The following is a 26,817-nucleotide window of genomic DNA, read 5'->3' as shown; positions in this document are numbered from 1 at the left end:
TTTTGGGGGGGGGGGGGGGGGGCGGCGCGCTGCGTGGGGCGGGGGGTCGCGGGGGACGGCGGGGTCGCGTGGGGCGTCCGGCTGCCGAAGTGACGGCTGCGCGGAGTGTCGGGTTGCGGGGATGGCGGGTCGCGCGGGGTGGCGGCCCGCACGGGATGGCGTTCGCGCGGGGCGATGGGCACTCGCGGGGCGGCGGGACGCGCAGGGTGGTGGGGCTGCGCGGGGCGACGGGCCGCGCGTTATGGCGGCTCCCGGGCGTGATTGCGGCTTGCGGGGGATGACGGGTCGCATGGAACGACGGGCCGCAACGGGGGGACGCCTCACGCGGGTCGCGGGATGACGGGCCGCACGTGAGGTGGCGGCTCGCACGGGATGGTGGGGCCGCACGGAACGACGGGTCGCGCAGGTGGCGGCTCGCACGGAACGGCGATCAGCGGGCCGCCCGGAAGAGCCTGTCGCATGAGGTGACGACTCGCGGAACCGACAGCCGCCGGACGTGACGGCTCGCGTGGACCGACAGCCGTCGGTCGTAACCGTCCGCGTGGACCGACAGCCGTCGGACGTCACGGCCCGTGTGCAAGCGCGGCTCGTACGAATCAGGACGGGTGAATTCCGGGAGCGGACGCATACGGCGCCGGATTCGGGGCACGCGAGCTGTTACCCCCACGGGAGTCCGGCGAGCCGGTACCCCCACCGGCGGCCGTCTCCGTCCCTCCTCTCCCGGACGGGCGGCCGCCTTTTCGTCCGCCTCGTGCCCTTCTGTGGGGTGGGCCACAGGGCCCCGGACGTCCGGCATGCCGGATGCGCGATAGCCTGACCGGTGGATCTCTCTTGATGCCAAGAGATCGATCATCCGCCCGGGGCAGGGACGCCCCACCGCCAGCTGTCATACGGAGAACGCCATGACCCGCACTCCCGTGAACGTCACCGTCACCGGCGCGGCCGGCCAGATCGGTTACGCCCTGCTCTTCCGCATCGCCTCCGGCCAGCTGCTCGGCGCGGACGTGCCGGTCAAGCTGCGCCTGCTGGAGATCACCCCGGCCCTGAAGGCCGCCGAGGGCACGGCCATGGAGCTGGACGACTGCGCCTTCCCGCTGCTCCAGGGCATCGACATCTCCGACGACCCGAACATCGCCTTCGACGGCGCCAACGTGGCCCTCCTCGTGGGCGCCCGCCCGCGCACCAAGGGCATGGAGCGCGGCGACCTGCTGGAGGCCAACGGCGGCATCTTCAAGCCGCAGGGCAAGGCCATCAACGACCACGCCGCGGACGACATCAAGGTCCTCGTCGTCGGCAACCCGGCCAACACCAACGCGCTCATCGCCCAGGCCGCCGCCCCGGACGTACCGGCCGAGCGCTTCACCGCGATGACCCGCCTGGACCACAACCGCGCGCTCACGCAGCTCGCGAAGAAGACGGGCACCACGGTCGCCGACATCAAGCGCCTGACCATCTGGGGCAACCACTCCGCCACCCAGTACCCGGACATCTTCCACGCCACGGTCGCCGGCAAGAACGCCGCCGAGGTCGTCGCCGACGAGAAGTGGCTGGCCGAGGACTTCATCCCGACCGTCGCCAAGCGCGGCGCCGCCATCATCGAGGCCCGTGGCGCCTCCTCCGCGGCCTCCGCCGCCAACGCCGCCATCGACCACGTGTACACCTGGGTCAACGGCACCGCCGACGGCGACTGGGCCTCCATGGGCATCCCGTCGGACGGCTCCTACGGCGTCCCGGAGGGCCTGATCTCCTCCTTCCCGGTCACCACGAAGGACGGCAAGTACGAGATCGTCCAGGGCCTGGAGATCAACGAGTTCTCCCGCGCCCGCATCGACGCCTCCGTCAAGGAGCTCGAGGAGGAGCGCGAGGCGGTCCGCTCCCTCGGCCTCATCTGACATCCGCCTGCGGCGGTTTCGCCGCAGGTCCGCACGGGCCCTTCTCCGGTTCCTCCGGAGTGGGGCCCGTGGGCTTTCCGGGGGCGTGGTCAGGATCGGCAGCCCGCGGATTCCGCTTTCCCCGTGCCGCTCGTCACTCTATGCTGATGCCTCGTCAACTCAGCTGTTCGACAAGTGTCTTTCCACGCTTCGGGGGAATCGCGTGAGCACCGCACACGTGCCGCCGCAGTCGCAGCCGACGCCTGCGACGACGCCATCCGTACCACCGTCCACCCCACCGCACGCCAGCGAGGCCACCCGGCTGCTGTGCGCGGGCACCTATCTGGATTCCGGATACCGGGACCGGGTCATCGACGAACTGCACCTCAACGGGCAGCGGTTCGTGGCGCCCTCGCTCGGCCTCGACGCCGCCCGCGTCCTCGCGCACGCCCTGCGCGCCCGCCGGCAGGAGCTGGCCTGGGCCGGGGCGGTCTTCGGCCTGTGGATGGTGGGAGTTGCCCTGTCCCAGGGCCTGCTGGCCCTCTTCCTCTGGCCCAGCCTGTGTCTCGCGATCGGCGGCTGGATCAGGGGCCGTGCCCCGCAGCCGCCCCTGTACCGGGTGGTGCCCGCCTTCCTCTTCCGCTGGTGGGGCCGCATCACGTTCGCGCTGCTGCTGGTCGTCACCGTGATCGCGGCGTTCGGCGGCACGGACGACAGCCCGTCGTACGGCTCCTACGGCGGCTCGTCCGGCCTGTACGGCGACTCGTCCGGCCTGTACGGGTCCTCGGGCTCGCCGAGCCTGACCGACCTCCTCCTGCTGAGCTTCAAGGGGCCCGCCCAGTCGTTCAAACCCTGGCAGGCCTGGGCGACCCTCGTGATCTTCGTGCTCATCACGCTGTGCCTGGCCGGCCAGCGCGGCCAGTTCGCGCGCGTCCTGGCGGCCGAGCTGTCCCCGAGGCGCTTCCCGGACGCCGCCGGCGACCCCGCCGAACAGGGCCAGAGCCGGCGGTTCCAGTGGCTCAAGCACCGCGTCCGGACCGAGCAGCACGCGCCGCTGATCATGTACCACGAGGCGCGCCCGTTCTGCGGGGCCGGCGTGGCGTACCGGGACTGGGTGCTGGCCGTCGAACTGAAGCCCGACGCGCTGAAGAAGCAGCAGCCGATCAGCAACCGGCTGGTGCTGGAGAGGATCCGCCCGCTGGTGGAACGGCTGCGGCTGCCCGCCGAGTACGCGGGTCCCGGAGTGCGCGACCGGCTGCGCTGGCTGGAGGTCGACGAGTGCGTGTTCCTGCCCGCGGAGGGGCTGCTGCGCCGCGAGGACGCGCCGTACCACCCGCAGGCCTTCGAGGAGCACCGGGCGAACGCGGTCGAGGAGGGCGCCGAGAAGCGCCGGCACTTCCTGCGCATCCGCGTCGGCGGCTGGGAGGAGGAGCTGGTCGTCACGGTCTTCGTGCGCATCCACACCCAGGGCCGCATGCTCATGCTGGAGATCGCCCCGCATGTGCTGCTGCCGGTGCGCCAGGACTTCAAGGACGCCGACCGTACGGCCCACCGGTTCCGGCACAACAACGTGCTCGGCAAGGCGGTCTGGGCCGTGACCCGGGTGCCGGGCTCGCTGGCCGGCTCCCTGGTCGTCCTCGGCAAGTCCCTGGTCTACGGCTGGCGGCTGCTGACCGGCGGCTACGCGAACGCGCTGCCGGACGGACCCGCGCTGTCCGTGCGCGAGCTGGGCTCGGCGGACGCCGGGTCCCAGTTCCAGGAGATGGACGTCTCCCGCTACCTCAAGGGCATCCAGGACCGGGTGGCGAACGGGGTGCGGGCCGCGCTCGCCGAAGCCGGTTACCAGACCGGCGAGTTCGTCCAGCAGGTCAACAACATCAGCAACGGGGGCGTGCACATCGGACGTGTCGAGGGCAGCACCTTCGCCGTCGGCGACAACTCCTCCGCCTCCTCCACCTCCTCCACGAACGGCGGCAGCGCGCCGCAGAAGGGATCCGACGCCCATGACAACGGATGAGCCGAGGATCAGCATCGGCGACGTCTCGCACAGCACCTTCGCCATCGGCGACCACGCGCACGCCGAGAGCCACCACGGCACGGCCGCGCAGCGCGACGAGGCGGCCGAGGAACTGCTTCTCGCCGTAAGGGAGTTGCGCGCCGACCTGGCCCGGGTGCGGGCCACCGGCCGGACGGCGGAACTCGACGCGGCCCTCGCCGACACGGAGGACGAGATCACCCGCACCGGCCAGGCGACCCCCTCCCGCCGCGAGCGCCTGCGCCGGCTCCTCGACGACTCCCAGGCGCTGCTCGGCGTGCTCGCCTCGGCGGCCACGCTGGCCGGCCTGGTGGGGCTGTGAGAGGGACGCGATGAACGGGGGAGCGCGGTACTGGAACGAGGAGACCCAGCGCTGGGAGGACAGCGAGGGGCCGCGGTCCGGCGCACCGGTGACACCGCCGCCGCCGGCGACCATGCCGGACGGGCCGCCCGGGTGGCCACCGGCCGGACCGCCCACGTCGGGCGAGGGCACATCCGTCCCTCCGGTGTCCCTCCCGCCGATGTCCGGCGAGGACACGTTCGTCCCTCCGCCGCCCGAGCCGACGCAGATCGACTCGGCACCGCCCGTGCCCCCCGCGCCCTGGCCGGCCCCGGCCGGCGGCTGGCACGCACCGCGGGCGGGCGCCGACGGCACGGCCGGCCCGGGCGGCCCCAGCATGGGCACGGGCACCGGCGGCTGGTCCTCGCCGGAATGGTCCGTGCCGCCCGACCCGGCGCCCGCGCCGACGGGCGGGCTCGGCCGGCGCACGGTCTGGACCGTCGTCGTCGGGGCGGCCGTGGTCGGCGTCGCCGTGAGCCTCGTACTCACCCTCGTGGTCGGGACCGGGCACCACGGCCGGCCGCAGAAGGCGGGCGGCTCGCCGAGCGTGTCCGTGTCCGCGGACTCCCCGGCGCCCACCGGCGACACCTCCGGCGCGCCGTCGCCCACGGCCGACACGGCCTCGCCCTCCGCCTCGGCGAGCCCGCTCCCCGCGGGCTGGGAGGCGTACCACGACGTCGAGGGCTTCCGGATCGCCCGCCCCGAGGGCTGGTCGCGCTCCTCGGTCGCCTCCTCGTACGGCATCGCCGTCGTGAACTACCGCAGCCCGGACAAGAAGCAGCGGATGCAGATCTACCAGGTGGCGGAGGCGTCCCCGGACGCGTCCTTCCAGCAGTACCTCTCCGACCAGACCCCCAAGCCCGCGGGTTTCAGCAAGCTCTCCCTGGTGACTCTCGACCACGGCGACTTCGTCGGCTCGCGCATGGAGTACCTGGCCGACACCATCAAGGGCGAACCGGACGTCGGCACCTGGCACGTCTACGACGAGCGTTTCGTCGCCAAGGACGGCCGGATCTACGCCGTCGCCGTGTACGGCCCCGACCGGAACGGCGGTGACGACGAACTGCGCCTCCTCGACACCGCGCTGAGCGGGTTCTGCCCGCCCGACACGGATTGTGGAGCGCCGATGGACTGAGCGCGGCGCCCAGTATCAACCGTTTCCATCCGTTTTCGCCTGCCCTTTTAGTGACCCCGCGCACTATCGGCCATCGATTCCGCATGCGAGTCAGGGGCCGTGGGCAGGCGGCCACGGTCCCTGAGCGTGTCACGTGTGTGACACAGGGGCACGGAACAGGAACGGAAGGCAACACCGATCATGGCGGACAGAACGGAACGACAGGCCCAGGCGACCATCCACGCGGGGGGCGAATGGCTGGCTGCGGTCTCGGGTGCGACCCGCGAGATCCTCGACCCCGCGGACGCCCGGCCGTTCGCCGTGGTCGCCGAGGGTGACGAGAAGGACGCGGAGCGCGCGGTGGCCGCCGCCCGCGAGGCCTTCGACGAGGGCCCCTGGCCCCGCACCCCGGTCGCCGAACGCGCCGCCCTGCTGCGCCGCGTCGCCGACCTCCTCGTACGCGACCGCGAGACGCTCGGCCTGCTGGAGAGCCGGGACGCGGGCAAGACGGCCGAGGAGGGCCGCGTCGACATCGACTGTGTCGCCGACGCCTTCCGCTACTTCGCCGACCTGGTCGCCGCCGAGGCCCCCGGCCGGGTCGTCGACGCCGGCTCGCCCGACATCCACAGCGTCGTCGTGCACGAGCCGGTCGGCGTCTGCGCGCTGATCACCCCCTGGAACTACCCCCTGCTCCAGGCCAGCTGGAAGATCGCCCCGGCCCTCGCGGCCGGCAACACCTTCGTGATCAAGCCCAGCGAGATCACCCCGATGACCACCATCGCGCTGATGGACCTGCTCACCGAGGCCGGTCTGCCCGCCGGTGCGGCCAACCTCGTCACCGGCCCCGGGCACACCGTCGGCGCCCGGCTCGCCGAGCACCCCGACGTCGACCTGGTCTCCTTCACCGGCGGCCTGCTCAGCGGCACCAAGGTCGCCCAGGCCGCCGCCCCGACCGTGAAGAAGGTCGCCCTCGAACTCGGCGGCAAGAACCCCAACGTGGTGTTCGCCGACGCCTGCGCCACCGAGGAGGGCTTCGACACCGCCGTCGACCAGGCCCTCAACGCGGCCTTCATCCACAGCGGCCAGGTCTGCTCGGCCGGCGCCCGGCTCATCGTCGAGGAGCCGGTCAGGGAGCGCTTCGTCGCCGAACTCGCCCGCCGCGCCCAGAAGATCAGGCTCGGCCGCGGCACCGAGGACGGTGTCGAGTGCGGCCCCCTCGTCTCCGAGCAGCAGCGCGCCAAGGTCGAGGCGTACGTCGCCTCCGCGCTGGCCGAGGGCGCGGTCCTGCGCTGCGGCGGCAAGCGGCCCGCACCCGCCGAAACCCGCCCCGAGTCGGGCTACTTCTACGAGCCGACCGTCCTCGACGCCTGCCACCGCGAGATGCGGGTCGTCCGCGAGGAGGTCTTCGGCCCGGTCCTCACCGTCGAGACCTTCCGCACCGAGGACGAGGCGGTCCGGCTCGCCAACGACACCGAGTACGGCCTCGCCGGCGCCGTCTGGAGCGCGGACGCCTCCAAGGCCCGCCGCGTCGCCGCCCGCCTGCGCCACGGCACCGTCTGGATCAACGACTTCCACCCCTACCTGCCGCAGGCGGAGTGGGGCGGCTTCGGCCGCAGCGGCACCGGCCGTGAGCTGGGACCCGCCGGACTCGCCGAGTACCGCGAGACCAAGCACGTCTACCAGAACCTCGCGCCGCGCCCCGTGCGCTGGTTCGCCGGCTGAGCCCCGCCTCTTTCCGCACCCCCTGGAGTAGTACCCCCATGCCCGAGACCCCCCACGTCTACGACTACGTCGTCATCGGCGGCGGCACCGCAGGCTCCGTCATCGCCTCCCGCCTGACCGAGGACCCGGACGTCACCGTCGCCGTCATCGAGGGCGGCCCGAGCGACGTCGGCCGCGACGACGTCCTCACCCTGCGCCGCTGGATGGGCCTGCTCGGCGGCGACCTCGACTACGACTACCCGACCACCGAGCAGCCCCGCGGCAACTCCCACATCCGCCACAGCCGCGCCCGCGTCCTCGGCGGCTGCTCCTCCCACAACACCCTCATCTCCTTCAAGCCGCTGCCCTCCGACTGGGACGAGTGGGAGGAGGCCGGCGCCAAGGGCTGGGGCGCCGTCCCCATGGAGGCCTACTACGCCCGCCTGAAGAACAACATCGTCTCCGTCGACGAGAAGGACCGGAACGCCATCGCCCGCGACTTCGTCGACGCCGCCCGGTCGGCGCTCGGGGTACCCCGGGTCGAGGGCTTCAACCGCAAGCCGTTCACCGAGGGCGCCGGCTTCTTCGACCTCGCCTACCACCCGGAGGACAACAAGCGCTCCTCCGCCTCCGTTGCCTACCTGCACCCGGTGATGGACGAGCGGCCCAACCTCACCATCCTGCTGGAGACCTGGGCCCACCGGCTGGAACTGGACGGCACCCGCGCCGAGGGCGTCCACGTGCGCACCAAGGACGGCGAGGAACTGCTGGTACGGGCCCGCCACGAGGTCGTCCTGTGCGCCGGCGCCGTCGACTCCCCGCGCCTGCTGCTGCATTCGGGCATCGGCCCCCGCCAGGACCTGGAGGCGCTCGGCATCCCCGTCGCGCACGACCTGCCGGGCGTCGGCGAGAACCTCCTCGACCACCCCGAGTCGGTGATCGTCTGGGAGACCGACGGGCCGATCCCGGAGAACTCCGCGATGGACTCCGACGCGGGCCTGTTCGTGCGCCGCGACCCCGAACACGCGGGCCCGGACCTGATGTTCCACTTCTACCAGATCCCGTTCACGGACAATCCGGAGCGCCTCGGCTACGAACGCCCGCAGCACGGCGTGTCGATGACCCCCAACATCCCCAAGCCGAAGTCCCGCGGCCGCCTCTACCTCACCAGCGCCGACCCGTCCGTGAAGCCCGCCCTGGACTTCCGGTACTTCACCGACGAGGACGACTACGACGCCCGGACCCTCGTCGACGGCATCCGCATCGCCCGCGAGATCGCCGCGTCCGAGCCGCTGGCGGGCTGGCTCAAGCGCGAGGTGTGCCCCGGCCCGGAGATCCAGGGCGACGCCGAGCTGAGCGAGTACGCCCGCAAGGTCGCGCACACCGTGTACCACCCGGCCGGCACCTGCAAGATGGGCGCCGCCGACGACGAACTCGCCGTGGTCGACCCTGAGTTGAAGATCCGCGGCCTGGACGGAATTCGTATCGCCGACGCGTCCGTCTTCCCGACCATGACCGCCGTCAACCCGATGATCGGGGTGCTCATGGTCGGGGAGAGGGCCGTCGACCTGATCGGAGGCGAGCCCCGATGACCACCACTGTCCCCACGCGCAAACCGCCCACCGCCGACACCCCGGTCTTCTCGGTGTCCGGCCTGTGGAAGGTCTTCGGACCGAAGGCCGAACGCATCCCGGGCGACCCCGAACTGAGCGCCCTCGGCCCCGCCGACCTGCGCTCCCGCACCGGCTGCACGGCCGCCGTCCGGGACGTCTCCTTCGACGTCAAGAAGGGCGAGGTCTTCGTCGTCATGGGCCTGTCCGGCTCCGGCAAGTCCACCCTCGTGCGCTGCCTGACCCGGCTGATCGAGCCGACGGCGGGCACGATCGCCATCGACGGCGAGGATGTCCGCGCGATGGACAAGGGCCGGCTGCGCGAGCTGCGCCGCCACCGCGCCGCGATGGTCTTCCAGCACTTCGGCCTGCTCCCGCACCGCACGGTCCTCGACAACGTGGCCTACGGCCTGGAGATCCAGGGCGTCGGCAAGTCCGAGCGACGCGAACGCGCCGCCGGGATCGTCGCCAAGGTCGGCCTGGAGGGCATGGAGAAGCGCCGCCCCGGCCAGCTCTCCGGCGGCCAGCGGCAGCGGGTGGGCCTCGCCCGCGCCCTCGCCGTAGACCCCGAGGTCCTCCTCTTCGACGAGCCCTTCAGCGCCCTCGACCCGCTCATCCGCCGCGACATGCAGGACGAGGTCGTCCGCCTGCACCGCGAGGAGGGCCGCACGATGGTCTTCATCACCCACGACCTCACCGAGGCCCTCCGGCTCGGCGACCGCATCGCCCTCATGCGCGACGGCCAGGTGGTCCAGCTGGGCACCCCCGAGGAGATCGTCGGCTCCCCGGCCGACGACTACGTGCGCGAGTTCGTCCGGGACGTGCCGCGCGAGCAGGTCGTGACCGTGCGGACGGCCATGCGCCCGCCGTCGGCCGGCGAGGCGAACGAGGGCGCGGCGATCGCCCCGGAGGCCACGGTCTCCGAGGCCATCCAGGCCGTGGCACGCACCGGCTCCCCGGCCCGTGTGATGGACGAGGGCAGGTGCCTGGGCGTGGTGGACCACGAGCAGCTGCTCGACGTCGTGGCGGGCGTCTCCGCCGCGGACGGGCCCGCCGCCGGGGGTGTCCCCGCGCGGCCGAAGCCGGGCAAGGGGGGCGCACCCCGCAAGCGCGGGCGGGCGACGCCCCCGAGCCCCCGGACCAGCCCGGAGGCCGTCTGATGGCAACGCTGACCGTCCCGGCCTCCCGCACCGGCAAACCCGCGCTCCTCAGAAACCGGGCCGCCGGGAAGCTGCTCCTGCTCGCCCTCGTCACCGCCGTCCTGCTGCCCCTGCTCCATGGCCGCAGCTGGCCCCACGAGCTGACCGTCGACCTCTCCAAGCCCCTCGCGTCGGCCAGCAACTGGGTCATCGACAACCGCGACAGCCACCCCCTGTTCCTGTACTTCTTCGGCTACATCAGCAACGCCGTCGTCCTCTCCGTCCGCGCGGTCTACGTCACCCTGCTCGCCGCGGGCTGGGCCGGCGTCACGGCGCTCGGCGCCCTGGTCGCCTGGCGCGTCGCCGGCGTCCGCCTGGCCGCCGGCACCGCCCTCGCCTTCCTGGCCTGCGGCGCCCTCGGCATGTGGGTCCCCACCATGCAGACCCTCGCGCTGATGGTGGTGGCCGTCCTCGCCTCCGTGGCCGTCGGAGTGGTCCTCGGCCTCGCCGCCGGCCTCTCCGACCGGCTCGACCGCGCCCTGCGCCCGGTCCTGGACACCATGCAGGTGCTCCCGGCCTTCGCCTACCTCCTCCCCGTCGTCCTGGTCTTCGGCATCGGCGTCCCCGCGGCCGTCCTCGCCACCGTCGTCTACGCCGCACCGCCGATGGCCCGCCTCACCGCGCTCGGTCTGCGCGCCGCCGACCCCGAGGTCCTGGAGGCCGTGGAGTCGCTCGGCGCCACCCGCCGCCAGCGGCTGCTGACCGCCCGCATCCCGCTGGCCCGCAAGGAACTCCTCCTCGGCCTCAATCAGACGATCATGATGGCGCTGTCCATGGCGGTGATCGCCTCCGTCATCGGCGCCGGCGGCCTCGGCGACCGCGTCTACCAGGCCCTCGCCTCGGTCGACGTCGGCCAGGCCCTCACGGCCGGCATCCCGATCGTGCTGCTCGCGGTGGTCCTGGACCGCGTCACGGCGGCGGCGGGCGCCGCCGAGGGCAAGGGCCCCCGGACGATCGGCTGGCCGTACGCCCTCGCCGTCAGCGTGGCGATCGCGCTGGCCGCCCGGCTCCTCGGCCGCCTCGACTGGCCCACCGCCTGGACCCTGGACATCGCCCAGCCGGTCAACCGCGCCGTCGACTGGATGACCGCCCACCTCTACTCCGGTGTCCCGGTCGTCGGCGGCACCGCGGACTGGGCGGCCCACTTCACCACCTGGATCCTCGACCCGCTCCGCTCCGGCCTGCAGTGGCTGCCCTGGTGGTCGGTGCTGCTGGTCGTGGCCGCGCTGGCCTGGCTGATCGGCACCTGGCGCACCGCGCTGACCGCCGTCCTCGCCATGGCCGCGATCGGTGTGCTCGGCGTGTGGGATCCGGCCCTGGACACCCTGTCCCAGGTGCTGGCCGCCGTCGCCGTCACCCTCGTCCTCGGCGTCGCGACCGGTATCGCCGCTGCCCGCAGCGACCGCGTCGAACGCGCCCTGCGCCCGGTGCTGGACGTCTTCCAGACGATGCCGCAGTTCGTCTACCTGATCCCGGTCGTCGCCCTGTTCGGCGTCGGCCGCGCCCCCGCCGTCGCCGCGGCCGTCGTCTACGCCCTCCCGGCCGTCGTCCGGATCACCGCGCAGGGTCTGCGCCAGGTCGACCCGGCGGCGCTGGAGTCGGCGCGCTCGCTCGGCGCGACCGGCCGTCAGCAGCTGTGGCAGATCCAGCTGCCGCTCGCCCGCCGCTCGCTGCTGCTCGCCGTCAACCAGGGCGTGGTCCTGGTCCTGGCCGTCGTCATCATCGGCGGTCTGGTCGGCGGCGGCGCCCTCGGCTACAACGTCGCCTTCGGCCTCGCCCAGGGCGACCTCGCGACCGGTCTGGTGGCCGGTGCCGCGATCGTCTGCCTGGGCCTGATGCTCGACCGGGTGACCCAGCCGACGGAGCGCCGCGCGAGGAAGGGAGCCTGACATGCGACTTCGTACGACCGTCCCGGTCACCGTCGCCGTGCTGGCGCTGGCCACCGGCTGCGGCGCCGCCGACATGACCAAGCAGGCCAGCCCGTTCGCGGGCGTCCAGGGCTCGAAGACCGTCACCCTGTCCGTGCAGTCCTGGGTGGGCGCCCAGTCCAACGTGGCCGTCGCCCAGTACCTGCTGGAGCACGAGCTGGGCTACCGCGTGGACACCGTCCAGGTCGACGAGGTGCCCGCCTGGGACGCGCTCAGCCAGGGCCGGGTCGACGCGATCCTGGAGGACTGGGGCCACCCGGACCAGGAGAAGCGCTACGTCGAGGACAAGAAGACCATCGCGCGGGCCGGCGACCTCGGGGTGACCGGCCACATCGGCTGGTTCGTCCCCACCTACCTGGTCAAGCAGCACCCGGACATCACCGACTGGCGGAACCTGAACAAGTACGCCTCGCTGTTCCGCACCGCGGAGAGCGGCGGCAAGGGCCAGCTGATGGACGGCTCCCCGTCCTACGTCACCAACGACAAGGCGCTGGTGTCGAACCTGAAGCTGAACTACCAGGTCGTCTTCGCCGGTTCCGAGGCGGCGCAGATCACGCAGATGAGGCAGTTCGCCAAGGAGAAGAAGCCCTTCCTGACCTACTGGTACTCGCCCCAGTGGCTGTTCAAGAAGGTCCCCATGACGGAGGTGCAGCTGCCGCCGTACAAGGAGGGCTGCGACGCGGACGCGGCGAAGGTCGCCTGCGCCTACCCGCACACCCCGCTGCAGAAGTACCTCAACGCGGGCTTCGCGAAGTCGGGCGGGAAGGCGGCGGCCTTCCTGAAGACGTTCCGGTGGACCACCGAGGACCAGAACGAGGTGTCCCTGATGATCGCCGACCAGAAGCTGTCGCCCGACGAGGCAGCGAAGAAGTGGGTGGACAGCCACCCCGCCGTGTGGCGGAAGTGGCTGTCCTGAGCCGACCTAGCCGGCCTGGCGGAGCCCGGTGGCGATCTCCCGTACCGCCGCCGCGGCCCTGCGCTGGAGTCCCGGCCCGAACGTGATCCGGGTGGCCCCGAGTCCGCCGAGCGCGGCGGGCGAGGGGCCGTCCGCGTCCAGCAGGGCGAGCGCGTTCAGCGGGCCCTGGATCCCGGCCCGCAGCAGGGGCAGCACCTGTGCCGGGGCCAGGATCGGGTACACGCAGTCGGCGCCCGCCGCGACGTACGACGCGGCCCGCTCGATGGCCCGTTCGGGGTCGCCGTCGCCGTGCACGAAGGTGTCGACGCGGGCGTTGAGGAACAGCCGGTCGGCGGCGGCCCCGCGGACCTCGGCGAGGTACTCGGCCTGCTCGTGCGGGTCCTTGAGGACGCCCCCGTCGCCCGAGTCCTCCAGGTTGCAGCCGACGGCGCCCGCCTCCAGCAGCCGCTCCACCAGCTCCTTCGGCGGGAGTCCGTACCCGCCTTCGACGTCCGCCGAGACGGGGCACGTCCACCGCCCGCGCGATCCGGGCGACCGCCGCGAACATCTCGTCGACCGGGGTCTGCCCGTCCGCGTACCCGAGGGAGGCGGCGATGCCCGCGCTCGGTGTGGCCAGCGCCGGGAACCCGGCCTCCGCGAACGCCCGCGCGCTCGCCGCGTCCCAGGGTCCGGGAAGGACGAGCGGATCGCCCTGGGCGCGCCTGAGGTGCAGCGCGCGGAAGACTTCGGCCTTGGTCATGGCAGGTAACCCCCAGGTGCGACACGGCGGCTGACCATCAGTCGGTTCCAGCCGTTGACGACGGTGATCAGTGCGACGAGATGGGCCAGCCCGGCCTCGTCGAAGTGCTTGGCGGCGGTGTCGTACACCTCGTCCGGCACGAAGCCGTCGGTCAGTACGGTCACCGCCTCGGTCAGGGCCAGGGCCGCCCGCTCCCGCTCGCTGTAGAGATCCTCGGTCTCCTCCCAGGCGGCGAGCAGCTGGAGGCGGTCCTCCGACTCCCCGTTCCCGCGGGCCACCCGCAGGTGCATGTCGAGGCAGAACGCGCAGTGGTTGATCTGGGAGGCCCGGATCATCACCAGCTCGGCCAGGGCCGGGTCCCCGAGCCCCTTCTTCGCGGCCGCGCTCAGGGCGCTCATCGCCCGGCCGACCTCCCGGTCGAGGAGCTGGGTGCGGCTCACCCGTGCTGCCCCGGCCGGTAGTGGCCCGGGGTCATCCGGGTGGTGACGCCGAACCGGTTCCAGGCGTTGATCACCGTGATCGCGGCGATCAGCCCGGCCAGCTCGGCCTCCTCGAACTGCTTGGCGGCCCGGTCGTACACCTCGTCGGGCACGAAGCCGTCGGTGAGGACGGTGACCGCCTCGGTCAGCTCGATCGCCGCCAGCTCCTTCTCGGTGTAGAAGTGCCGCGACTCCTCCCACGCGCTGAGCTGCACGATCCGCTCCACGCTCTCGCCGGCCGCGAGCGCGTCCTTGGTGTGCATGTCGAGGCAGAAGGCGCAGTGGTTGATCTGTGAGGCGCGGATCTTCACCAGCTCGTACAGCCGGGGGTCCAGTCCCTGCCGGGCGGCGGTGTCCAGGCGGATCATCGCCTTGTAGACCTCGGGGGCGTGCTCGGCCCAGCTGAGCCGCGGGGGCTGTTCGGCGGCGTACTCCGTGTTCTTCTCATCGGTCATGTCCTCCACGCTAGGCGCGAGGCAGCCCAGGAGTATGGTCCAGTTCCATGGCGAGATCCTGGGCCACTTTGGGCGTCGACCTGCATCTGGAACCGGCCGGCTCGGGCGGGCTGCGCCGGGGCCTGACCGACGCGCTGCGGGACGCGGTCCGCACCGGCCGCCTCGCGCCCGGCACCCGGCTGCCCTCGTCCCGCTCCCTCGCCGCCGACCTCGGCATCGCCCGCAACACCGTCGCCGAGGCCTACGCCGACCTGGTGGCGGAGGGCTGGCTGACCGCCCGGCAGGGCTCGGGCACCCGGGTGGCGGACCGGGCCGCCGCGGTCCCGCCGTCCGGCACGCCCGGCGCACCCCGCCGCCGGGAGCCCGACGGCCCGGCCCACAGCCTCGTCCCGGGCTCCCCGGACCTCGCGGCCTTCCCGCGCACCGAGTGGCTCAGGGCCGCCCGCCGCGCCCTGGCCGACGCGCCCTTCCACGCCCTCGGCTACGGCGACCCGCGCGGCCGGCCCGAACTGCGCACCGCCCTCGCCGGTTACCTCGCCCGCGCGCGGGGCGTGCGCGCCGACCCGGAGAACCTGGTGATCACCGCGGGCTTCTCGCACGCCCTGGGCATCCTCGGCACCGTGCTGCGGGCGCGCGGGGCGCGGACGGTGGCGGTGGAGTCGTACGGGCTCCCGCCCGCCTGGGAGCTGCTGCGGGACGCGGGGCTCGCCACGCCCGCGCTGCCGTACGACGGACTCGGCACGGATCCACGCCCGTTGACCACCGAAGGGGCCGTACTCCTCACCCCCGCCCACCAGTTCCCCATGGGCACGGCGCTGCACCCCGACCGGCGGGCGGCCGTCGTGGACTGGGCCCGGCGGACCGGCGCGCTGGTCCTGGAGGACGACTACGACGGCGAGTTCCGCTACGACCGCCAGCCCGTCGGCGCGCTCCAGGGCCTCGACCCCGACCGGGTCGTCCACCTCGGCACCGCCAGCAAGTCCCTCGCGCCCGGGCTGCGGCTCGGCTGGATGGTGCTGCCGCCGTCCCTGGCGCAGGAGGCGGTCCGCGCCAAGGGCCGTTTCGACACCGTGGGCGTGCTGGAGCAGCTGACCCTGGCCGAGTTCCTGACCTCCGGCGCGTACGACCGGCACGTCCGCTCCTCCCGGCTGCGCTACCGGCGCCGCCGGGACGCCCTCGCAGCGGCCGTCGCGGGCCGGGCACCCGGCGTCCGGGTCACCGGGATCGCCGCCGGCCTCCACGCGGGGCTGCGGCTCCCGCCCGGCTCCGAGCGGTCCGTGGTCCAGGCCGCAGCCTGGCAGGGCCTCGCCCTGCACGGCCTGTCCTTCCACCGCCACCCCGAGGCCCTCACCACCCCCCTGGACGCCTTGGTCGTCGGCTACGCCACCCCACCGGACAGCGCCTGGCCGGCCACCCTGGAGGCACTGTGCCGGGTACTGCCGGAGATGGCGGTCACTGAGCGGGGGCGCCGGGTACGGCCTTGAGAGGCGGTCACTGACCGGGGTGCCGGGTACAGCCGTAAGACGCGGCCACTGAGCAGGGGCGCGGGGAACAGCGCGATCGGCCAGGCACATGCCGCGGCCGCTGATCATCGGAAGCCGCCTCCTGCCAGGCGCGCGCCCTGGCAGGAGTGCCGGGTACTGCCGCAGAGGGCGGTCACTGAATAGGGGCGCGGGGAACTGCGCGCCCGGCCAGGCACACGCCGCGGCCGCCGGATGGCCGAAGCCCCCTCCTGCCAGGTGCCGTCGGGTACTTGCGCAGGGGGCGGTGACTGAACTACGCGACCGGCCAAACCGCCGGACGGCGTCACGCGTCCGCTTGAACCCCCGGCGACTCCGCCGGCGCCTCGCCGAAGCGGGCCAGGGCCAGGGCGCCCGCCACCGCCACCGCGAAGCCGAGCACGGCCAGCCAGGCCAGGCCCTCGCGGGTGCGGTCGCCGAGCCAGATCACGCCCACCGCCGCGGGGCCGATCGTCTCGCCGATCACCAGCCCGGCCGTCGCCGTCGTCACCGAACCGCGCTGCAGGGCGGAGGTCAGCAGTATGAAGGCGGCGCCGCCGCCGATCAGCAGCGCGTAGGTCGCCGGGTTCGTGAGCAGCGCGGCCGGCGCCAGGTCGTCGATCAGCCGGACCGACACCTCCACCACCCCGAACCCGAAACCGGCCCCCAGACCCAGCACGAGCGCCCGCCCCCGCCCGGTGAGCCGTCCACCCGCGAACGCGAGCAGCAGCATCCCGACCGCCACCGCGAGCATCACGTACCGCAGCGTGTCCGACCCGCCCTCGCCGCCCTCCGGCCCGGACGCCAGCCCCAGCATCGCGAGCCCGGCGCACACCACGGCCACCGCGCCCCACTCCGTGCCGCTCAGCCGCACCCGCAGCAGGCGCGCCGCGACCACCGCCGTCACCGCCAGGCTCGACGCCAGGGCGGCGCCGACCGCGTAGATCGGAAGGGAGCGCAGCGCCGCGATCTGGAACAGGAAGCCCAGACCGTCCAGCGCCAGCCCGACGATGTACCGCCACTGCCGCAGGGCCCGCAGCAGCAGCGCCGCCTCGCCGCCCTCGCCCGTCCCCGCCTCCCGCGCCGCGATCGCCTGCAACACCGTCGCGGTGCCGAAGCAGACCGCCGCGCCCAGGGCGCACACCATTCCAAAGAGCACGAAGTGACTCTAGGGGAGGCCCGATCCGGCCACCCAGGGTGGTCCGCGCTCGCACCGTCTCTCCAGGTCGAACGCCGAGACCGGGCCGCTCACGGCGGGTAACACCAACATGGCCGAAACCCGACGGCGCCTGCGCTCCGGCACGGCCGCCAACCCCCTGCTCGGCCGCCAGGGCGAGGGCGTCACCGTGCACGAGCCCGGCGGCCCGGCCGCACCGCCGCGAGGAGCCCCGCTGCCACGTCCTCTGGGCCCCGACGACCGCTAGACCCCGAGGACCGCCCTGAGCTGCGCGAGCCCCCAGTCCAGGTCCGCCTCGGAGATGACCAGCGGCGGCGCGATCCGGACGGTGACGCCGTGGGTGTCCTTCACCAGCACGCCCCGGTCCATCAGCCGCTCCGACACCTCCCGCGCGGTGCCGACCGACCGGGCGATGTCCACCCCTGCCCACAGCCCGCGCCCCCGCACCGCCGTCACCGCGCCCGTGCCGAGCAGCGCCCGCAGCTCGCCGTGCAGCCGCTCGCCCAGCTCCGCCGCCCGCGCCTGGAACTCGCCCGTCCGCAGCAGCGCCAGCACCTCCAGCGCGACCGCGCAGGCCAGCGGGTTCCCGCCGAACGTCGACCCGTGCTCGCCCGGCCGGAAGACCCCGAGCACCTCCGCGCTCGACACCACCGCCGACACCGGCACGATGCCGCCGCCCAGCGCCTTGCCCAGCAAGTACACGTCCGGCACCACCCCCTCGTGCTCGCACGCGAAGGTCCGCCCGGTCCGGCCGAGCCCCGACTGGATCTCGTCGGCGACGAAGAGCACGTTCCGCTCGCGCGTCAGCTCCCGCACCCCCGGCAGATAGCCGGCCGGCGGCACGATCACCCCGGACTCGCCCTGGATCGGCTCCAGCAGCACCGCGACCGTGTTCTCCGTCAGCGCGGCCCGCATCGCCGTCAGGTCCCCGTACGGCACGATCTCGAAGCCGGGCGTGTACGGCCCGAAGTCCGCCCGGGTCTCCGCGTCGGTGGAGAAGCTGACGATCGTCGTCGTACGCCCGTGGAAGTTGCCGCCCGCGACGACGATCTTCGCCATCTCCCCGGGCACCCCCTTCACCCGGTAGCCCCACTTCCGCGCCGTCTTCACCGCGGTCTCCACCGCCTCCGCGCCGGTGTTCACCGGCAGCACCATCTCCATCCCGCACAGCTCGGCCAGCTGGGTGCAGAAGTCGGCGAACCGGTCGTGGTGGAAGGCGCGGGAGGTCAGCGTGACCCGCTCCAGCTGGGCCTTGGCCGCCTCGATCAGGCGCCGGTTGCGGTGCCCGAAGTTCAGCGCCGAGTAGCCGGCCAGCAGATCCAGATAGCGGCGCCCGGCCACATCCGTCATCCACGCCCCGTCGGCCGAGGCCACGACGACCGGCAGCGGACGGTAGGTGGGCGCGCTGTGCGCTTCTTCGGCGGCGATGAGCCTGTCGGCGGTGGTCACGGCCTCTCCCGGATGCGACGGGGACACGATGGGGACACGAAGGTGACCCCCTTCCTACCGCCGCTCGCATGGTGGACGCGGGATCTCACTCGTCCGGCGTGGCCGGTAGGCTGATCAGCGGGCCGTGACTGGCGCGCTGGGATGGGACGGACCATCGGGGAGCGGTCCCGACGGGAAACAGTGCCGTGCGCCTGGGCCGAACGTGAACGCTGTACGCACGCCGTCCGGAGGTCCCCATGCCAGAGCAGCAGCCCCTCTCCACAGAGTCCACCGCCTTCCGCGCCGCTCTCGACGTGATCCGCGCCGTCGAGCCGCGCGTCGCCGACGCGATCGGCCAGGAGGTCGCCGACCAGCGCGAGATGCTCAAGCTGATCGCCTCGGAGAACTACGCCTCGCCGGCCACGCTCCTCACGATGGGCAACTGGTTCAGCGACAAGTACGCCGAGGGCACCGTCGGCCGCCGCTTCTACGCCGGCTGCCGCAACGTCGACACCGTCGAGGCCCTCGCCGCCGAGCACGCCCGTGAACTCTTCGGCGCCCGGCACGCCTACGTCCAGCCGCACTCCGGCATCGACGCCAACCTCGTCGCCTTCTGGGCCGTCCTCGCCGACCGGGTCGAGGCGCCCTTCCTGGAGAAGGCCGGCGCCCGCCAGGTCAACGACCTGACCGAGGCCGACTGGGCGGAGCTGCGCCAGGCGTTCGGCAACCAGCGCATGCTGGGCATGTCCCTGGACGCCGGCGGTCACCTCACCCACGGCTTCCGCCCGAACATCTCCGGCAAGATGTTCGACCAGCGTTCCTACGGCACCGACCCGACGACCGGCCTCATCGACTACGAGGCGCTGCGCGCCCAGGCCCGCGAGTTCAAGCCGCTGATCATCGTCGCGGGCTACTCGGCGTACCCCCGTCTGGTGAACTTCCGGATCATGCGCGAGATCGCCGACGAGGTCGGCGCGACCCTCATGGTCGACATGGCCCACTTCGCGGGCCTCGTCGCCGGCAAGGTCCTCACCGGCGACTTCGACCCGGTCCCGCACGCCCAGATCGTCACCACCACCACCCACAAGTCGCTGCGCGGCCCGCGCGGCGGCATGGTCCTGTGCGACGACTCGCTCAAGGACCAGGTGGACCGCGGCTGCCCGATGGTCCTCGGCGGCCCGCTGCCGCACGTCATGGCCGCCAAGGCGGTCGCCCTGGCCGAGGCCCGGCAGCCCGCCTTCCAGGACTACGCGCAGCGCATCGTCGACAACTCCCGCGCGCTCGCCGAGGGCCTGACGCGCCGCGGCGCCACCCTGGTGACCGGCGGCACGGACAACCACCTCAACCTGATCGACGTCGCCACCTCCTACGGCCTCACCGGCCGCCAGGCCGAGGCCGCCCTGCTCGACTCGGGCATCGTCACCAACCGCAACGCCATCCCGGCCGACCCCAATGGCGCCTGGTACACCTCGGGCATCCGCGTCGGCACCCCCGCGCTGACCACCCGCGGCCTGGGCACGGCGGAGATGGACGAGGTGGCGGCCCTGATCGACCGGGTCCTGACGACCACGGAGGCGGGCACCACCAAGTCGGGCGCGCCCTCCAAGGCGGCCCACGTGCTGGACGAGAAGGTGGCGCGGGAGATCGCCCAGCGGGCCACCGACCTGGTGGCGGGCTTCCCCCTCTACCCCGAGGTCGACCTGGGCTGAACCCGGTCCCGGGCGCGGGGTCGTATCGGTGTCCCACCACTCTCCCAACCTGAGAGAATGGTGAGCATGGCCACTGACCGACCCCGCGTGCTCTCCGGAATCCAGCCCACCGCCGGTTCGTTCCACCTCGGCAACTACCTCGGTGCCGTCCGCCAGTGGGTGGCCCTGCAGGAGTCTCACGACGCGTTCTACATGGTCGTCGACCTGCACGCGATCACGGTCCCGCAGGACCCGCAGGAGCTGCGGGCCAACACCCGCCTGGCCACCGCCCAGCTCCTCGCGGCCGGTCTGGACCCGGACCGCTGCACCCTCTTCGTGCAGAGTCACGTCCCCGAGCACGCCCAGCTCGCCTGGGTGATGAACTGCCTCACCGGCTTCGGCGAGGCCAGCCGCATGACCCAGTTCAAGGACAAGTCCGCCAGGCAGGGCGCGGACCGGGCCTCCGTCGGCCTGTTCACGTACCCGATACTGCAGGTCGCCGACATCCTGCTGTACCAGGCGAACGAGGTGCCGGTGGGCGAGGACCAGCGCCAGCACATCGAGCTGACCCGGGACCTGGCCGAGCGGTTCAACGGGCGCTTCGGGCAGACGTTCACGATCCCGTCGCCGTACATCCTCAAGGAGACGGCGAAGATCTACGACCTCCAGGACCCGTCGATCAAGATGAGCAAGTCGGCGTCCACGCCGAAGGGCCTGATCAACCTGCTCGACGAGCCGAAGGCCACCGCCAAGAAGGTCAAGAGCGCCGTCACCGACACCGACACCGTGATCCGCTACGACGCGCAGGACAAGCCCGGCGTGTCGAACCTCCTCACCATCTACTCCACGCTCACCGGCAGGTCGATCGCCGAGCTGGAGCGGGACTACGAGGGCAAGATGTACGGCGCCCTCAAGACCGATCTCGCCGAGGTCATGGTGGAGTTCGTGACGCCGTTCCGGGAGCGCACGCAGCAGTACCTGGACGACTCCGAGACGCTCGACTCGATCCTCGCCAAGGGCGCGGAGAAGGCGCGCGCGGTCGCCGCGGAGACGCTCGCCCAGGCGTACGAGCGCGTCGGTTTCCTGCCGGCGAAGCACTGAGGAGCACGGACGGGCGCTGAGGCGCACGACCGTTCACACGTCCGGGTGGGCAGAGCGCTGCACATCACTTCCGCTGCGCCTGCCCACAGGACATCCGTGGCCGTACAGTCGATATCCGACGGCCCCGACGAGACGGCCGAGAAGACGACAGACGCGACGACAGGAGACGACGTGGGGATCGTAACGATCGGCGTGTCGATCGCGGTCCCGGAGCCTCACGGCAGCCTGCTCCAGGAGCGGCGCGCGGGCTTCGGCGACGCCGCGGCTCACGGCATCCCCACGCACGTCACCCTGCTGCCGCCGACCGAGGTGGACGAGACCGCGCTGACGGCCGTCGAGGCGCACCTCAGCAGCATCGCCGCGGCCGGCCGGCCCTTCCCGATGCGGCTCTTCGGCACGGGCACCTTCCGGCCCCTGTCCCCGGTGGTCTACGTCCGCATCGTCCAGGGCGCGGACGACTGCACCCGGCTCCAGCAGCGGGTCCGGGACGCCTCCGGGCCGGTGGCGCGCGAGCTGCAGTTCCCGTACCACCCGCATGTCACCGTGGCGCACGGCATCGAGGACACGGCGATGGACCGCGCCTTCGAGGAACTGGCCGGCTTCGACGCCGAGTGGCCGTGCACCGGGTTCGCGCTCTACGAGCAGGGCCCGGACGCGGTGTGGCGCAAGCTGCGCGAGTACACGTTCGGGGGATCCGTGGTGCCGCCGCAGGCGCTCCGCGGGGTCGGCCGCAGCACGGTCTCGTAGCGCCGGAGCGCTACAGCGGGAAGCGCCGGAACAGTGCCCGCGGTGTGTGCCGCAGCACGGCCATCACCAGCCGGAGCGCTCCCGGCACCCACACCACCTCCGAGCGTCTGCGCAGGCCCAGTTCGATCGCCGTGGCCACCGCCTCCGGGGTCGTCGTGAGGGGCCCCTCCGCCCGGACGGGTCCGGGGCGTACGACCATCACGCGCACGCCGGTGCCGTGGAGGGCGTCGCCGAGGCCCTGCGCGAAGGCGTCGAGGCCGGCCTTGCTGGAGCCGTAGATGAAGTCGGCGCGGCGGGCGCGCTCGCCGGCGACGGCGGACAGGACCACCAGGGAGCCGTGGCCCTGGGTCTGCAGGGCGCGGCCGGCGACCAGACCCGTGGAGACGGCCCCCGTGTAGTTGGTCTGGGCGACCCGCACGGCGCGCAGGGGCTCGCGTTCGTCGTGGGCCTGGTCGCCGAGGACTCCGAAGGCGAGCAGCACCGTGTCGACGCGGCCCTCGGCGAACACCTTGCCGAGGACGCTCTCGTGGGATTCGGGGTCGAGGGCGTCGAAGCCGACCGTGCGGACGTCCGCGCCGAGGGCGCGCAGGCCCCCGGCGGCCTCGTCCAGGGCGGGCGAGGGACGGCCGGCCAGCCACACCGTGCGGACCCGGCGGGCGATCAGCCGGCGGGCGGTGGCGAGCGCGATCTCGGACGTGCCGCCGAGGACGAGCAGGGACTGGGGGAGGCCGGAGGCGTCCTTCACAGGCATGCAGGTGACCGTATCGCCCGTATATGCGCTATTGGTCGTGAAACGTCACCTGGTTCGCGGAAACGTCACCCGAAGGCGGGACTCACCAGGCCGCCGTCGCGGGGTTCCGGGGTACCCGCACATGGGACTTCCGGGGCGAGGGCAGGGACGGATCATGGACTGGCTGAAGACGCTGCCCGGCATCGGGCCGATCGTGACCCGGCTGATGACGACTCACGCGTGGCGGTCGTACGAGCGGCTGGACCGGGTGAAGTGGGCCCGGCTGGCCGCGGCGATGACCTTCGTCAGCTTCGTGGCGCTGTTCCCGCTGCTGACGGTGTCCGCCGCCGTCACCGCGGCCACCCTCAGCACGGCCCAGCAGAAGAACGTCGAGCACAAGATCTCCGAGCAGTTCCCCGGCGTCGTCTCCAGCCAGCTCGACCTCACCTCCCTGGTCCAGAACGCCGGCACCGTCGGCGTCATCGCGGGCGCCGCGCTGCTGCTCACGGGCATCGGCTGGGTCGGCCAGGTGCGGGACTGCCTGCGTGCCGTCTGGGAACTGCCCGACCAGGAGCAGAACCCGCTGCTGGCCAAGGTCAAGGACGCCGGCATCCTGATCGGCTTCGGTGGCGCCCTGCTGCTCACGCTCGCCGCGTCCACGCTCGCCTCGGCCGCCGTCGGCAAGGTGTCCGAGCAGCTCGGCCTCGCCCAACACGGCTGGGGCACCGCGCTGTTGAGGGTCGCCGCGTTCGCCGTCGCGGTGCTCGCCGACTTCCTCGTCCTGCTCTACGTCCTGACCCTGCTGCCCGGGGTGGAGCCGCCGCGCCGCCGCCTGCTGGTGGCCGCGCTGCTCGGCGCGATCGGCTTCGAACTGCTCAAGCTGCTGCTCAGCGGCTACATCCAGGGCGTCGCCGCGAAGAGCATGTACGGCGCGTTCGGCGTCCCCGTGGCGCTGCTGCTGTGGATCAACTTCACCGCGAAACTCGTCCTTTACTGCGCCGCCTGGACGGCGACGCGGAGCAAGGAGCGCGCCCTCACGACCGCGGCCGACGACGCATCAGATCCGGCAGCGGCCACCGGCGGTTGATCAGGAACACCCCGCCCGCGAGCAGCACCAGCAGCCCGCCCACGACGGCCAGGGCGGTGCCCATGCCGCCGGACCCGGACCCGGCGGCGGCGCTCGCCACCGGCTTCGAGCCGGAGCCGCCGGTGACCGAACCCGCCTGTGCCGGGGCGGCGCTGGGCGCGCCGGAGGCGGACGCGGCGTTCTTCGGCGCCACCAGCTCGCCCACCGGGCCGACCTTGCCGGCCGCCTGGAAGCCCCAGTCCAGCAGCTTCGCGGCCTCCCGGTAGACCTCGTTGTGCTCGTGCTTCTGCGGATTCATCACGGTGACCAGCAGCACCTTGCCGTTCCGCTCGGCGACCCCGGTGAAGGTGGCGCCCGCGTTGGTGGTGTTGCCGTTCTTCACGCCCGCGATGCCCTGGTAGACGGGGACGTCGCTGTCACCGCTCAGCAGCCGGTTGGTGTTCTGGATCTCACCGGTCTCGAACCTGGCCCGCACGGTCGAGCAGTAGTCGCGGAAGTCCTTCTTCTGCAGCCCGGACCTGGCGAACAGCGTCAGGTCGTACGCCGACGACAACTGGCCCGGCTCGTCGTAGCCGTCGGGGCTGACGATGTGCGTGTCCATGGCCCGCAGTTCGTCGGCGTGGTCCTGCATGTCCCTGACGGTCTGGTCGACCCCGCCGTTCATGTGCGCCAGTACGTGCACGGCGTCGTTGCCCGAGCGCAGGAACACCCCGAGCCACAGGTCGTGGACGGAGTAGCTGTGGCCCTGCCTTATCCCGACGATGCTGGAGCCGGAGCCCATGCCCGCGAGGTCCGCCGGCACCACCGTGTGCTCCATCGTCGCCGGGAAACGGGGCAGCACGGTGTCCGCGAACAGCATCTTCAGGGTGCTCGCCGGGGGCAGCCGCCAGTGCGCGTTGTGCGCCGCCAGCACCTCGCCCGACTCGGCGTCGGAGACGATCCAGGAGCGTGCGGTGAGGTCCTTCGGCAGCACCGGGACACCGGGAGCGAGGTTCACCTGCGTGCCGGGCTGTCCGAGCCGGGTGCCGCCCACGGTGGACATCACGGCAGGGGGAGTGGCCGGCGGGCTCGTCCTGGGGGTGGGGGCGGCGAGGGCGGCGGGCGCGGACACGGACAGGGACAGCAGAGTGGCGGAAGTGACCAGCAGTGATCGCCGACCGGTCTTCTTGGGTGCGGGCACGGTCGAGAACGTACCTGCCGAGGGCTGTGAAGTCCCGCGTCCCGCCCCACCCCCGACACGGAACCGGACAGGCGGCGGCGATACTGGTGCCATGAAGCTCAGCCGCCCGGTGTCCTGGTTCCTGCTCGCCTTCGGGGTGTGGAGCTGGTTCATCTGGATCACTTTCGTCAAGAACCTGGTCAAGGACGGCAGCGGTCTCGCCTTCCACGACGGTCACCCGACCGCGTACTTCTGGGTCCACCTGCTGCTGGCGATCGTCTCCTTCGTATTGGGGACGGTCATCGGGGTCATCGGGTTGCGCGGAGTGCGCGCACTGCGCCGGACGTCATAGCGGAGGGCCGGTCGGGGTGGTCATCGTCCTCGCGTTCGTCGCCCTGGCCGTCGTGGCGGCCCTGCACCGGTACGTGTGGCGGCGCCTGGTCCGGGACACCACCCGCGCCCGGAGCGGGGCCCGCCGGGCAGGCACGGCGGTGTTCGTCGTCGGCCCGGTCCTGATGGCCGCCGAGCGCTCCGGCGCCCCCTTCTGGCTCCAGCGCACCCTGGCCTGGCCCGGCTACCTCTGGATGGCCCTCGCCCTGTACCTGCTCCTGGCGGCCCTGGCGACAGAAGCGGTACGCCCACTCCTGCACCACGCCCTACGCCCCCGCCCCCCACGGACGCCCCCTCAGAAGCCGTCGAAGCAGCCCGCGCCGGAGCAGACGGCCCCCGCCGCGCCCACCGGGAGACCGCCGGAGCCGCCCGCCCCCGCCGCGTCCGAGTCGCCCGAGTCCGAGCCTCCGGCCGCCGCCGCATCGCAGCCCGCTGTCTCCGCGCCCGAGCCCGCCAACCCCGGGTGGAGGGCGCCGGAGCGGCCCGCCCCCGCCGCGTCCGAGCCCACCTCATTCGAGCCCATCTCGTCCGAGCCCGCCGAATTGGCCGGTCGGCCCGGGGTGGAGGCCGTTTTCAGTCGGCGGCTGTTCGTTTCGCGGGTCGTCGGTGGGGTGGCGGCCGGTGCGGCCGTGGGGTTCGGGACCTACGGCGTGCTGCGTGGTCCGCGGGTGAAGCGGGTCACCGTGCCGCTGGCCAAACTGCCGCGCGCGGCACACGGTTTCCGGATCGCGGTCGTCAGCGACATCCACCTGGGCCCGATCCTCGGCCGGAGCTTCGCGCAGCGGGTCGTCGACACCGTCAACTCCACCCAGCCCGACCTGATCGCGGTCGTCGGCGACCTGGTGGACGGCAGCGTCAAGGACCTGGGTCCGGCCGCGGCCCCCCTCGCCCAGCTCAGCGCCCGGCGCGGCGCGTACTTCGTCACCGGCAACCACGAGTACTTCTCCGGCGCCGAGCAGTGGGTCGAGGAGGTGCGCACCCTGCCTGCACCCGCTGGAGAACGCCCGCACCGAGCTGCCGTACTTCGATCTGGCCGGGGTCAACGACCTGCAGGGCGAGAGCGAGGGACAGGGCCCGGACTTCGGCAGGGCGCTCGGCGACCGGGACACCGCACGCGCGTGCGTGCTGCTCGCCCACCAGCCGGTGCAGATCCACCAGTCCGTCCGGTACGGCGTCGACCTCCAGCTCTCCGGTCACACCCACGGCGGCCAGCTCTGGCCCGGCAACCTCGTCGCGGCCGCCTTCAACCCGACCGTCGCCGGTCTCGACCGCTACGGCGACACGCAGTTGTACGTCACCCGGGGCGCGGGCGCCTGGGGCCCGCCCACGCGTGTAGGGGCGCCGTCGGACGTCACGGTGATCGAACTGGCCGCCGCACGCGCCTGACCGGGACCGCTCCCACACTTGTGGAGAAGCTGTGAAAC

At 72.9% G+C, this 26,817-nt stretch carries 22 protein-coding genes, 2 pseudogenes and 1 riboswitch; of the genes and pseudogenes, 17 read left to right on the top strand and 7 right to left on the bottom strand.

The annotated features are described in order from the left end of the window. Nucleotides 1-902: 902 nt before the first annotated feature. The 9 genes from ACWEN3_RS05480 (at nucleotide 903) to ACWEN3_RS05440 (ending at nucleotide 12,714) form a co-directional block, all read left to right on the top strand. Nucleotides 903-1,892: a malate dehydrogenase gene (locus ACWEN3_RS05480; protein ID WP_452965978.1), complete on the top strand. Its 990-nt coding sequence runs from the start codon at nucleotides 903-905 to the stop codon at nucleotides 1,890-1,892. Nucleotides 1,893-2,094: 202 nt separating this feature from the next. Further along, a complete protein-coding gene (locus ACWEN3_RS05475; RefSeq protein WP_452965977.1) occupies nucleotides 2,095-3,888 on the top strand; it encodes a hypothetical protein in 1,794 nt (597 codons plus the stop codon). Further along, complete coding sequence (locus ACWEN3_RS05470; RefSeq protein WP_452965974.1) at nucleotides 3,875-4,228, top strand: hypothetical protein; 354 nt, start codon at nucleotides 3,875-3,877, stop codon at nucleotides 4,226-4,228. Before ACWEN3_RS05475 ends, ACWEN3_RS05470 begins: the two co-directional genes overlap by 14 nt. 10 nt (nucleotides 4,229-4,238) lie before the next feature. After that, nucleotides 4,239-5,381, top strand: a complete 1,143-nt coding sequence (locus ACWEN3_RS05465) for a hypothetical protein (RefSeq protein WP_452965972.1) — start codon at nucleotides 4,239-4,241, stop codon at nucleotides 5,379-5,381. 180 nt (nucleotides 5,382-5,561) lie between these two features. After that, entirely contained in the window at nucleotides 5,562-7,082 is a 1,521-nt protein-coding gene (locus tag ACWEN3_RS05460) for an aldehyde dehydrogenase family protein (protein WP_452965969.1), read from the top strand. A gap of 38 nt (nucleotides 7,083-7,120) precedes the next feature. Continuing rightward, on the top strand, nucleotides 7,121-8,653 hold the full coding sequence (locus ACWEN3_RS05455) for a GMC family oxidoreductase (RefSeq protein WP_452965967.1): 1,533 nt from the start codon (nucleotides 7,121-7,123) through the stop codon (nucleotides 8,651-8,653). Next, nucleotides 8,650-9,831: a quaternary amine ABC transporter ATP-binding protein gene (locus ACWEN3_RS05450; RefSeq protein WP_452965965.1), complete on the top strand. Its 1,182-nt coding sequence runs from the start codon at nucleotides 8,650-8,652 to the stop codon at nucleotides 9,829-9,831. The genes ACWEN3_RS05455 and ACWEN3_RS05450 overlap by 4 nt, the downstream gene beginning before the upstream one ends. Then, nucleotides 9,831-11,759 carry an ABC transporter permease gene (locus ACWEN3_RS05445; protein WP_452965962.1) on the top strand — a complete coding sequence of 643 codons (1,929 nt, stop codon included), beginning with the start codon at nucleotides 9,831-9,833 and terminating at the stop codon, nucleotides 11,757-11,759. Before ACWEN3_RS05450 ends, ACWEN3_RS05445 begins: the two co-directional genes overlap by 1 nt. A 1-nt stretch (nucleotide 11,760) precedes the next feature. Continuing rightward, nucleotides 11,761-12,714 carry an ABC transporter substrate-binding protein gene (locus ACWEN3_RS05440; protein WP_452965960.1) on the top strand — a complete coding sequence of 318 codons (954 nt, stop codon included), beginning with the start codon at nucleotides 11,761-11,763 and terminating at the stop codon, nucleotides 12,712-12,714. Nucleotides 12,715-12,720: 6 nt separating this feature from the next. On the opposite strand, the pseudogene ACWEN3_RS05435 reads toward ACWEN3_RS05440, so the two are convergent. The 3 genes and pseudogenes from ACWEN3_RS05435 to ACWEN3_RS05425 all read right to left on the bottom strand — a co-directional run bounded on the left by ACWEN3_RS05435 (nucleotide 12,721) and on the right by ACWEN3_RS05425 (nucleotide 14,387). Beyond that, nucleotides 12,721-13,453 (bottom strand): annotated as a pseudogene (locus tag ACWEN3_RS05435) (isocitrate lyase/PEP mutase family protein). After that, nucleotides 13,450-13,893, bottom strand: a complete 444-nt coding sequence (locus ACWEN3_RS05430; protein WP_452965957.1) for a carboxymuconolactone decarboxylase family protein — start codon at nucleotides 13,891-13,893, stop codon at nucleotides 13,450-13,452. The pseudogene ACWEN3_RS05435 and the gene ACWEN3_RS05430 overlap by 4 nt, the downstream one beginning before the upstream one ends. Beyond that, entirely contained in the window at nucleotides 13,890-14,387 is a 498-nt protein-coding gene (locus ACWEN3_RS05425; protein WP_452965955.1) for a carboxymuconolactone decarboxylase family protein, read from the bottom strand. Before ACWEN3_RS05425 ends, ACWEN3_RS05430 begins: the two co-directional genes overlap by 4 nt. A gap of 47 nt (nucleotides 14,388-14,434) precedes the next feature. On the opposite strand from ACWEN3_RS05425, the gene pdxR reads away from it, so the two are divergent. Then, nucleotides 14,435-15,871, top strand: coding sequence for a MocR-like pyridoxine biosynthesis transcription factor PdxR (gene pdxR / locus ACWEN3_RS05420; protein WP_452965953.1), 1,437 nt, complete (start codon nucleotides 14,435-14,437; stop codon nucleotides 15,869-15,871). 322 nt (nucleotides 15,872-16,193) lie between these two features. Here the strand turns inward: pdxR and ACWEN3_RS05415 are convergent, their stop codons facing one another. After that, nucleotides 16,194-17,033: a DMT family transporter gene (locus ACWEN3_RS05415; RefSeq protein WP_452965984.1), complete on the bottom strand. Its 840-nt coding sequence runs from the start codon at nucleotides 17,031-17,033 to the stop codon at nucleotides 16,194-16,196. Nucleotides 17,034-17,154: 121 nt separating this feature from the next. Between ACWEN3_RS05415 and ACWEN3_RS05410 the strand changes: the two genes are divergently transcribed. Then, nucleotides 17,155-17,310 carry a hypothetical protein gene (locus ACWEN3_RS05410; RefSeq protein WP_452965951.1) on the top strand — a complete coding sequence of 52 codons (156 nt, stop codon included), beginning with the start codon at nucleotides 17,155-17,157 and terminating at the stop codon, nucleotides 17,308-17,310. Here the strand turns inward: ACWEN3_RS05410 and rocD are convergent. Next, on the bottom strand, nucleotides 17,307-18,512 hold the full coding sequence (rocD, locus tag ACWEN3_RS05405; RefSeq protein WP_452965949.1) for an ornithine--oxo-acid transaminase: 1,206 nt from the start codon (nucleotides 18,510-18,512) through the stop codon (nucleotides 17,307-17,309). The genes ACWEN3_RS05410 and rocD overlap by 4 nt on opposite strands. Nucleotides 18,513-18,626: 114 nt before the next feature. After that, nucleotides 18,627-18,716: riboswitch (ZMP/ZTP riboswitch) on the top strand. A gap of 32 nt (nucleotides 18,717-18,748) precedes the next feature. Here rocD and ACWEN3_RS05400 point away from each other — a divergent pair. The 3 genes from ACWEN3_RS05400 (at nucleotide 18,749) to ACWEN3_RS05390 (ending at nucleotide 22,027) form a co-directional block, all read left to right on the top strand. Beyond that, nucleotides 18,749-20,200 (top strand): glycine hydroxymethyltransferase, encoded by a 1,452-nt coding sequence (locus tag ACWEN3_RS05400; protein ID WP_452965946.1) that lies wholly within the window; start codon nucleotides 18,749-18,751, stop codon nucleotides 20,198-20,200. A gap of 66 nt (nucleotides 20,201-20,266) precedes the next feature. Beyond that, nucleotides 20,267-21,280: a tryptophan--tRNA ligase gene (gene trpS, locus ACWEN3_RS05395; protein WP_452965943.1), complete on the top strand. Its 1,014-nt coding sequence runs from the start codon at nucleotides 20,267-20,269 to the stop codon at nucleotides 21,278-21,280. A 171-nt stretch (nucleotides 21,281-21,451) separates the two neighbouring features. Further along, entirely contained in the window at nucleotides 21,452-22,027 is a 576-nt protein-coding gene (locus tag ACWEN3_RS05390; protein WP_452965941.1) for a 2'-5' RNA ligase family protein, read from the top strand. Nucleotides 22,028-22,037: 10 nt separating this feature from the next. On the opposite strand, the gene ACWEN3_RS05385 is transcribed toward ACWEN3_RS05390, so the two are convergent. Next, the gene (locus tag ACWEN3_RS05385) at nucleotides 22,038-22,772 is read right to left on the bottom strand and encodes a decaprenylphospho-beta-D-erythro-pentofuranosid-2-ulose 2-reductase (RefSeq protein ID WP_452965981.1); all 735 of its coding nucleotides are present in this window, start codon (nucleotides 22,770-22,772) and stop codon (nucleotides 22,038-22,040) included. 160 nt (nucleotides 22,773-22,932) lie between these two features. Between ACWEN3_RS05385 and ACWEN3_RS05380 the strand changes: the two genes are divergently transcribed. Next, a complete protein-coding gene (locus ACWEN3_RS05380) occupies nucleotides 22,933-23,844 on the top strand; it encodes a YihY/virulence factor BrkB family protein (RefSeq protein WP_452965938.1) in 912 nt (303 codons plus the stop codon). Here ACWEN3_RS05380 and ACWEN3_RS05375 read toward each other — a convergent pair. Beyond that, nucleotides 23,792-25,024 carry a D-alanyl-D-alanine carboxypeptidase family protein gene (locus ACWEN3_RS05375; protein ID WP_452965935.1) on the bottom strand — a complete coding sequence of 411 codons (1,233 nt, stop codon included), beginning with the start codon at nucleotides 25,022-25,024 and terminating at the stop codon, nucleotides 23,792-23,794. The two genes, ACWEN3_RS05380 and ACWEN3_RS05375, sit on opposite strands and share 53 nt — an antisense overlap. 91 nt (nucleotides 25,025-25,115) lie before the next feature. Between ACWEN3_RS05375 and ACWEN3_RS05370 the strand changes: the two genes are divergently transcribed. Beyond that, nucleotides 25,116-25,355, top strand: a complete 240-nt coding sequence (locus tag ACWEN3_RS05370) for an SCO4848 family membrane protein (protein WP_452965932.1) — start codon at nucleotides 25,116-25,118, stop codon at nucleotides 25,353-25,355. 73 nt (nucleotides 25,356-25,428) lie between these two features. After that, a pseudogene (locus tag ACWEN3_RS05365) lies at nucleotides 25,429-26,779 on the top strand (metallophosphoesterase). Nucleotides 26,780-26,817 lie beyond the last annotated feature (38 nt).

This window comes from Streptomyces sp. NPDC004561 (assembly GCF_053602155.1).
This window is presented reverse-complemented; position numbering and strand designations above follow the sequence as displayed.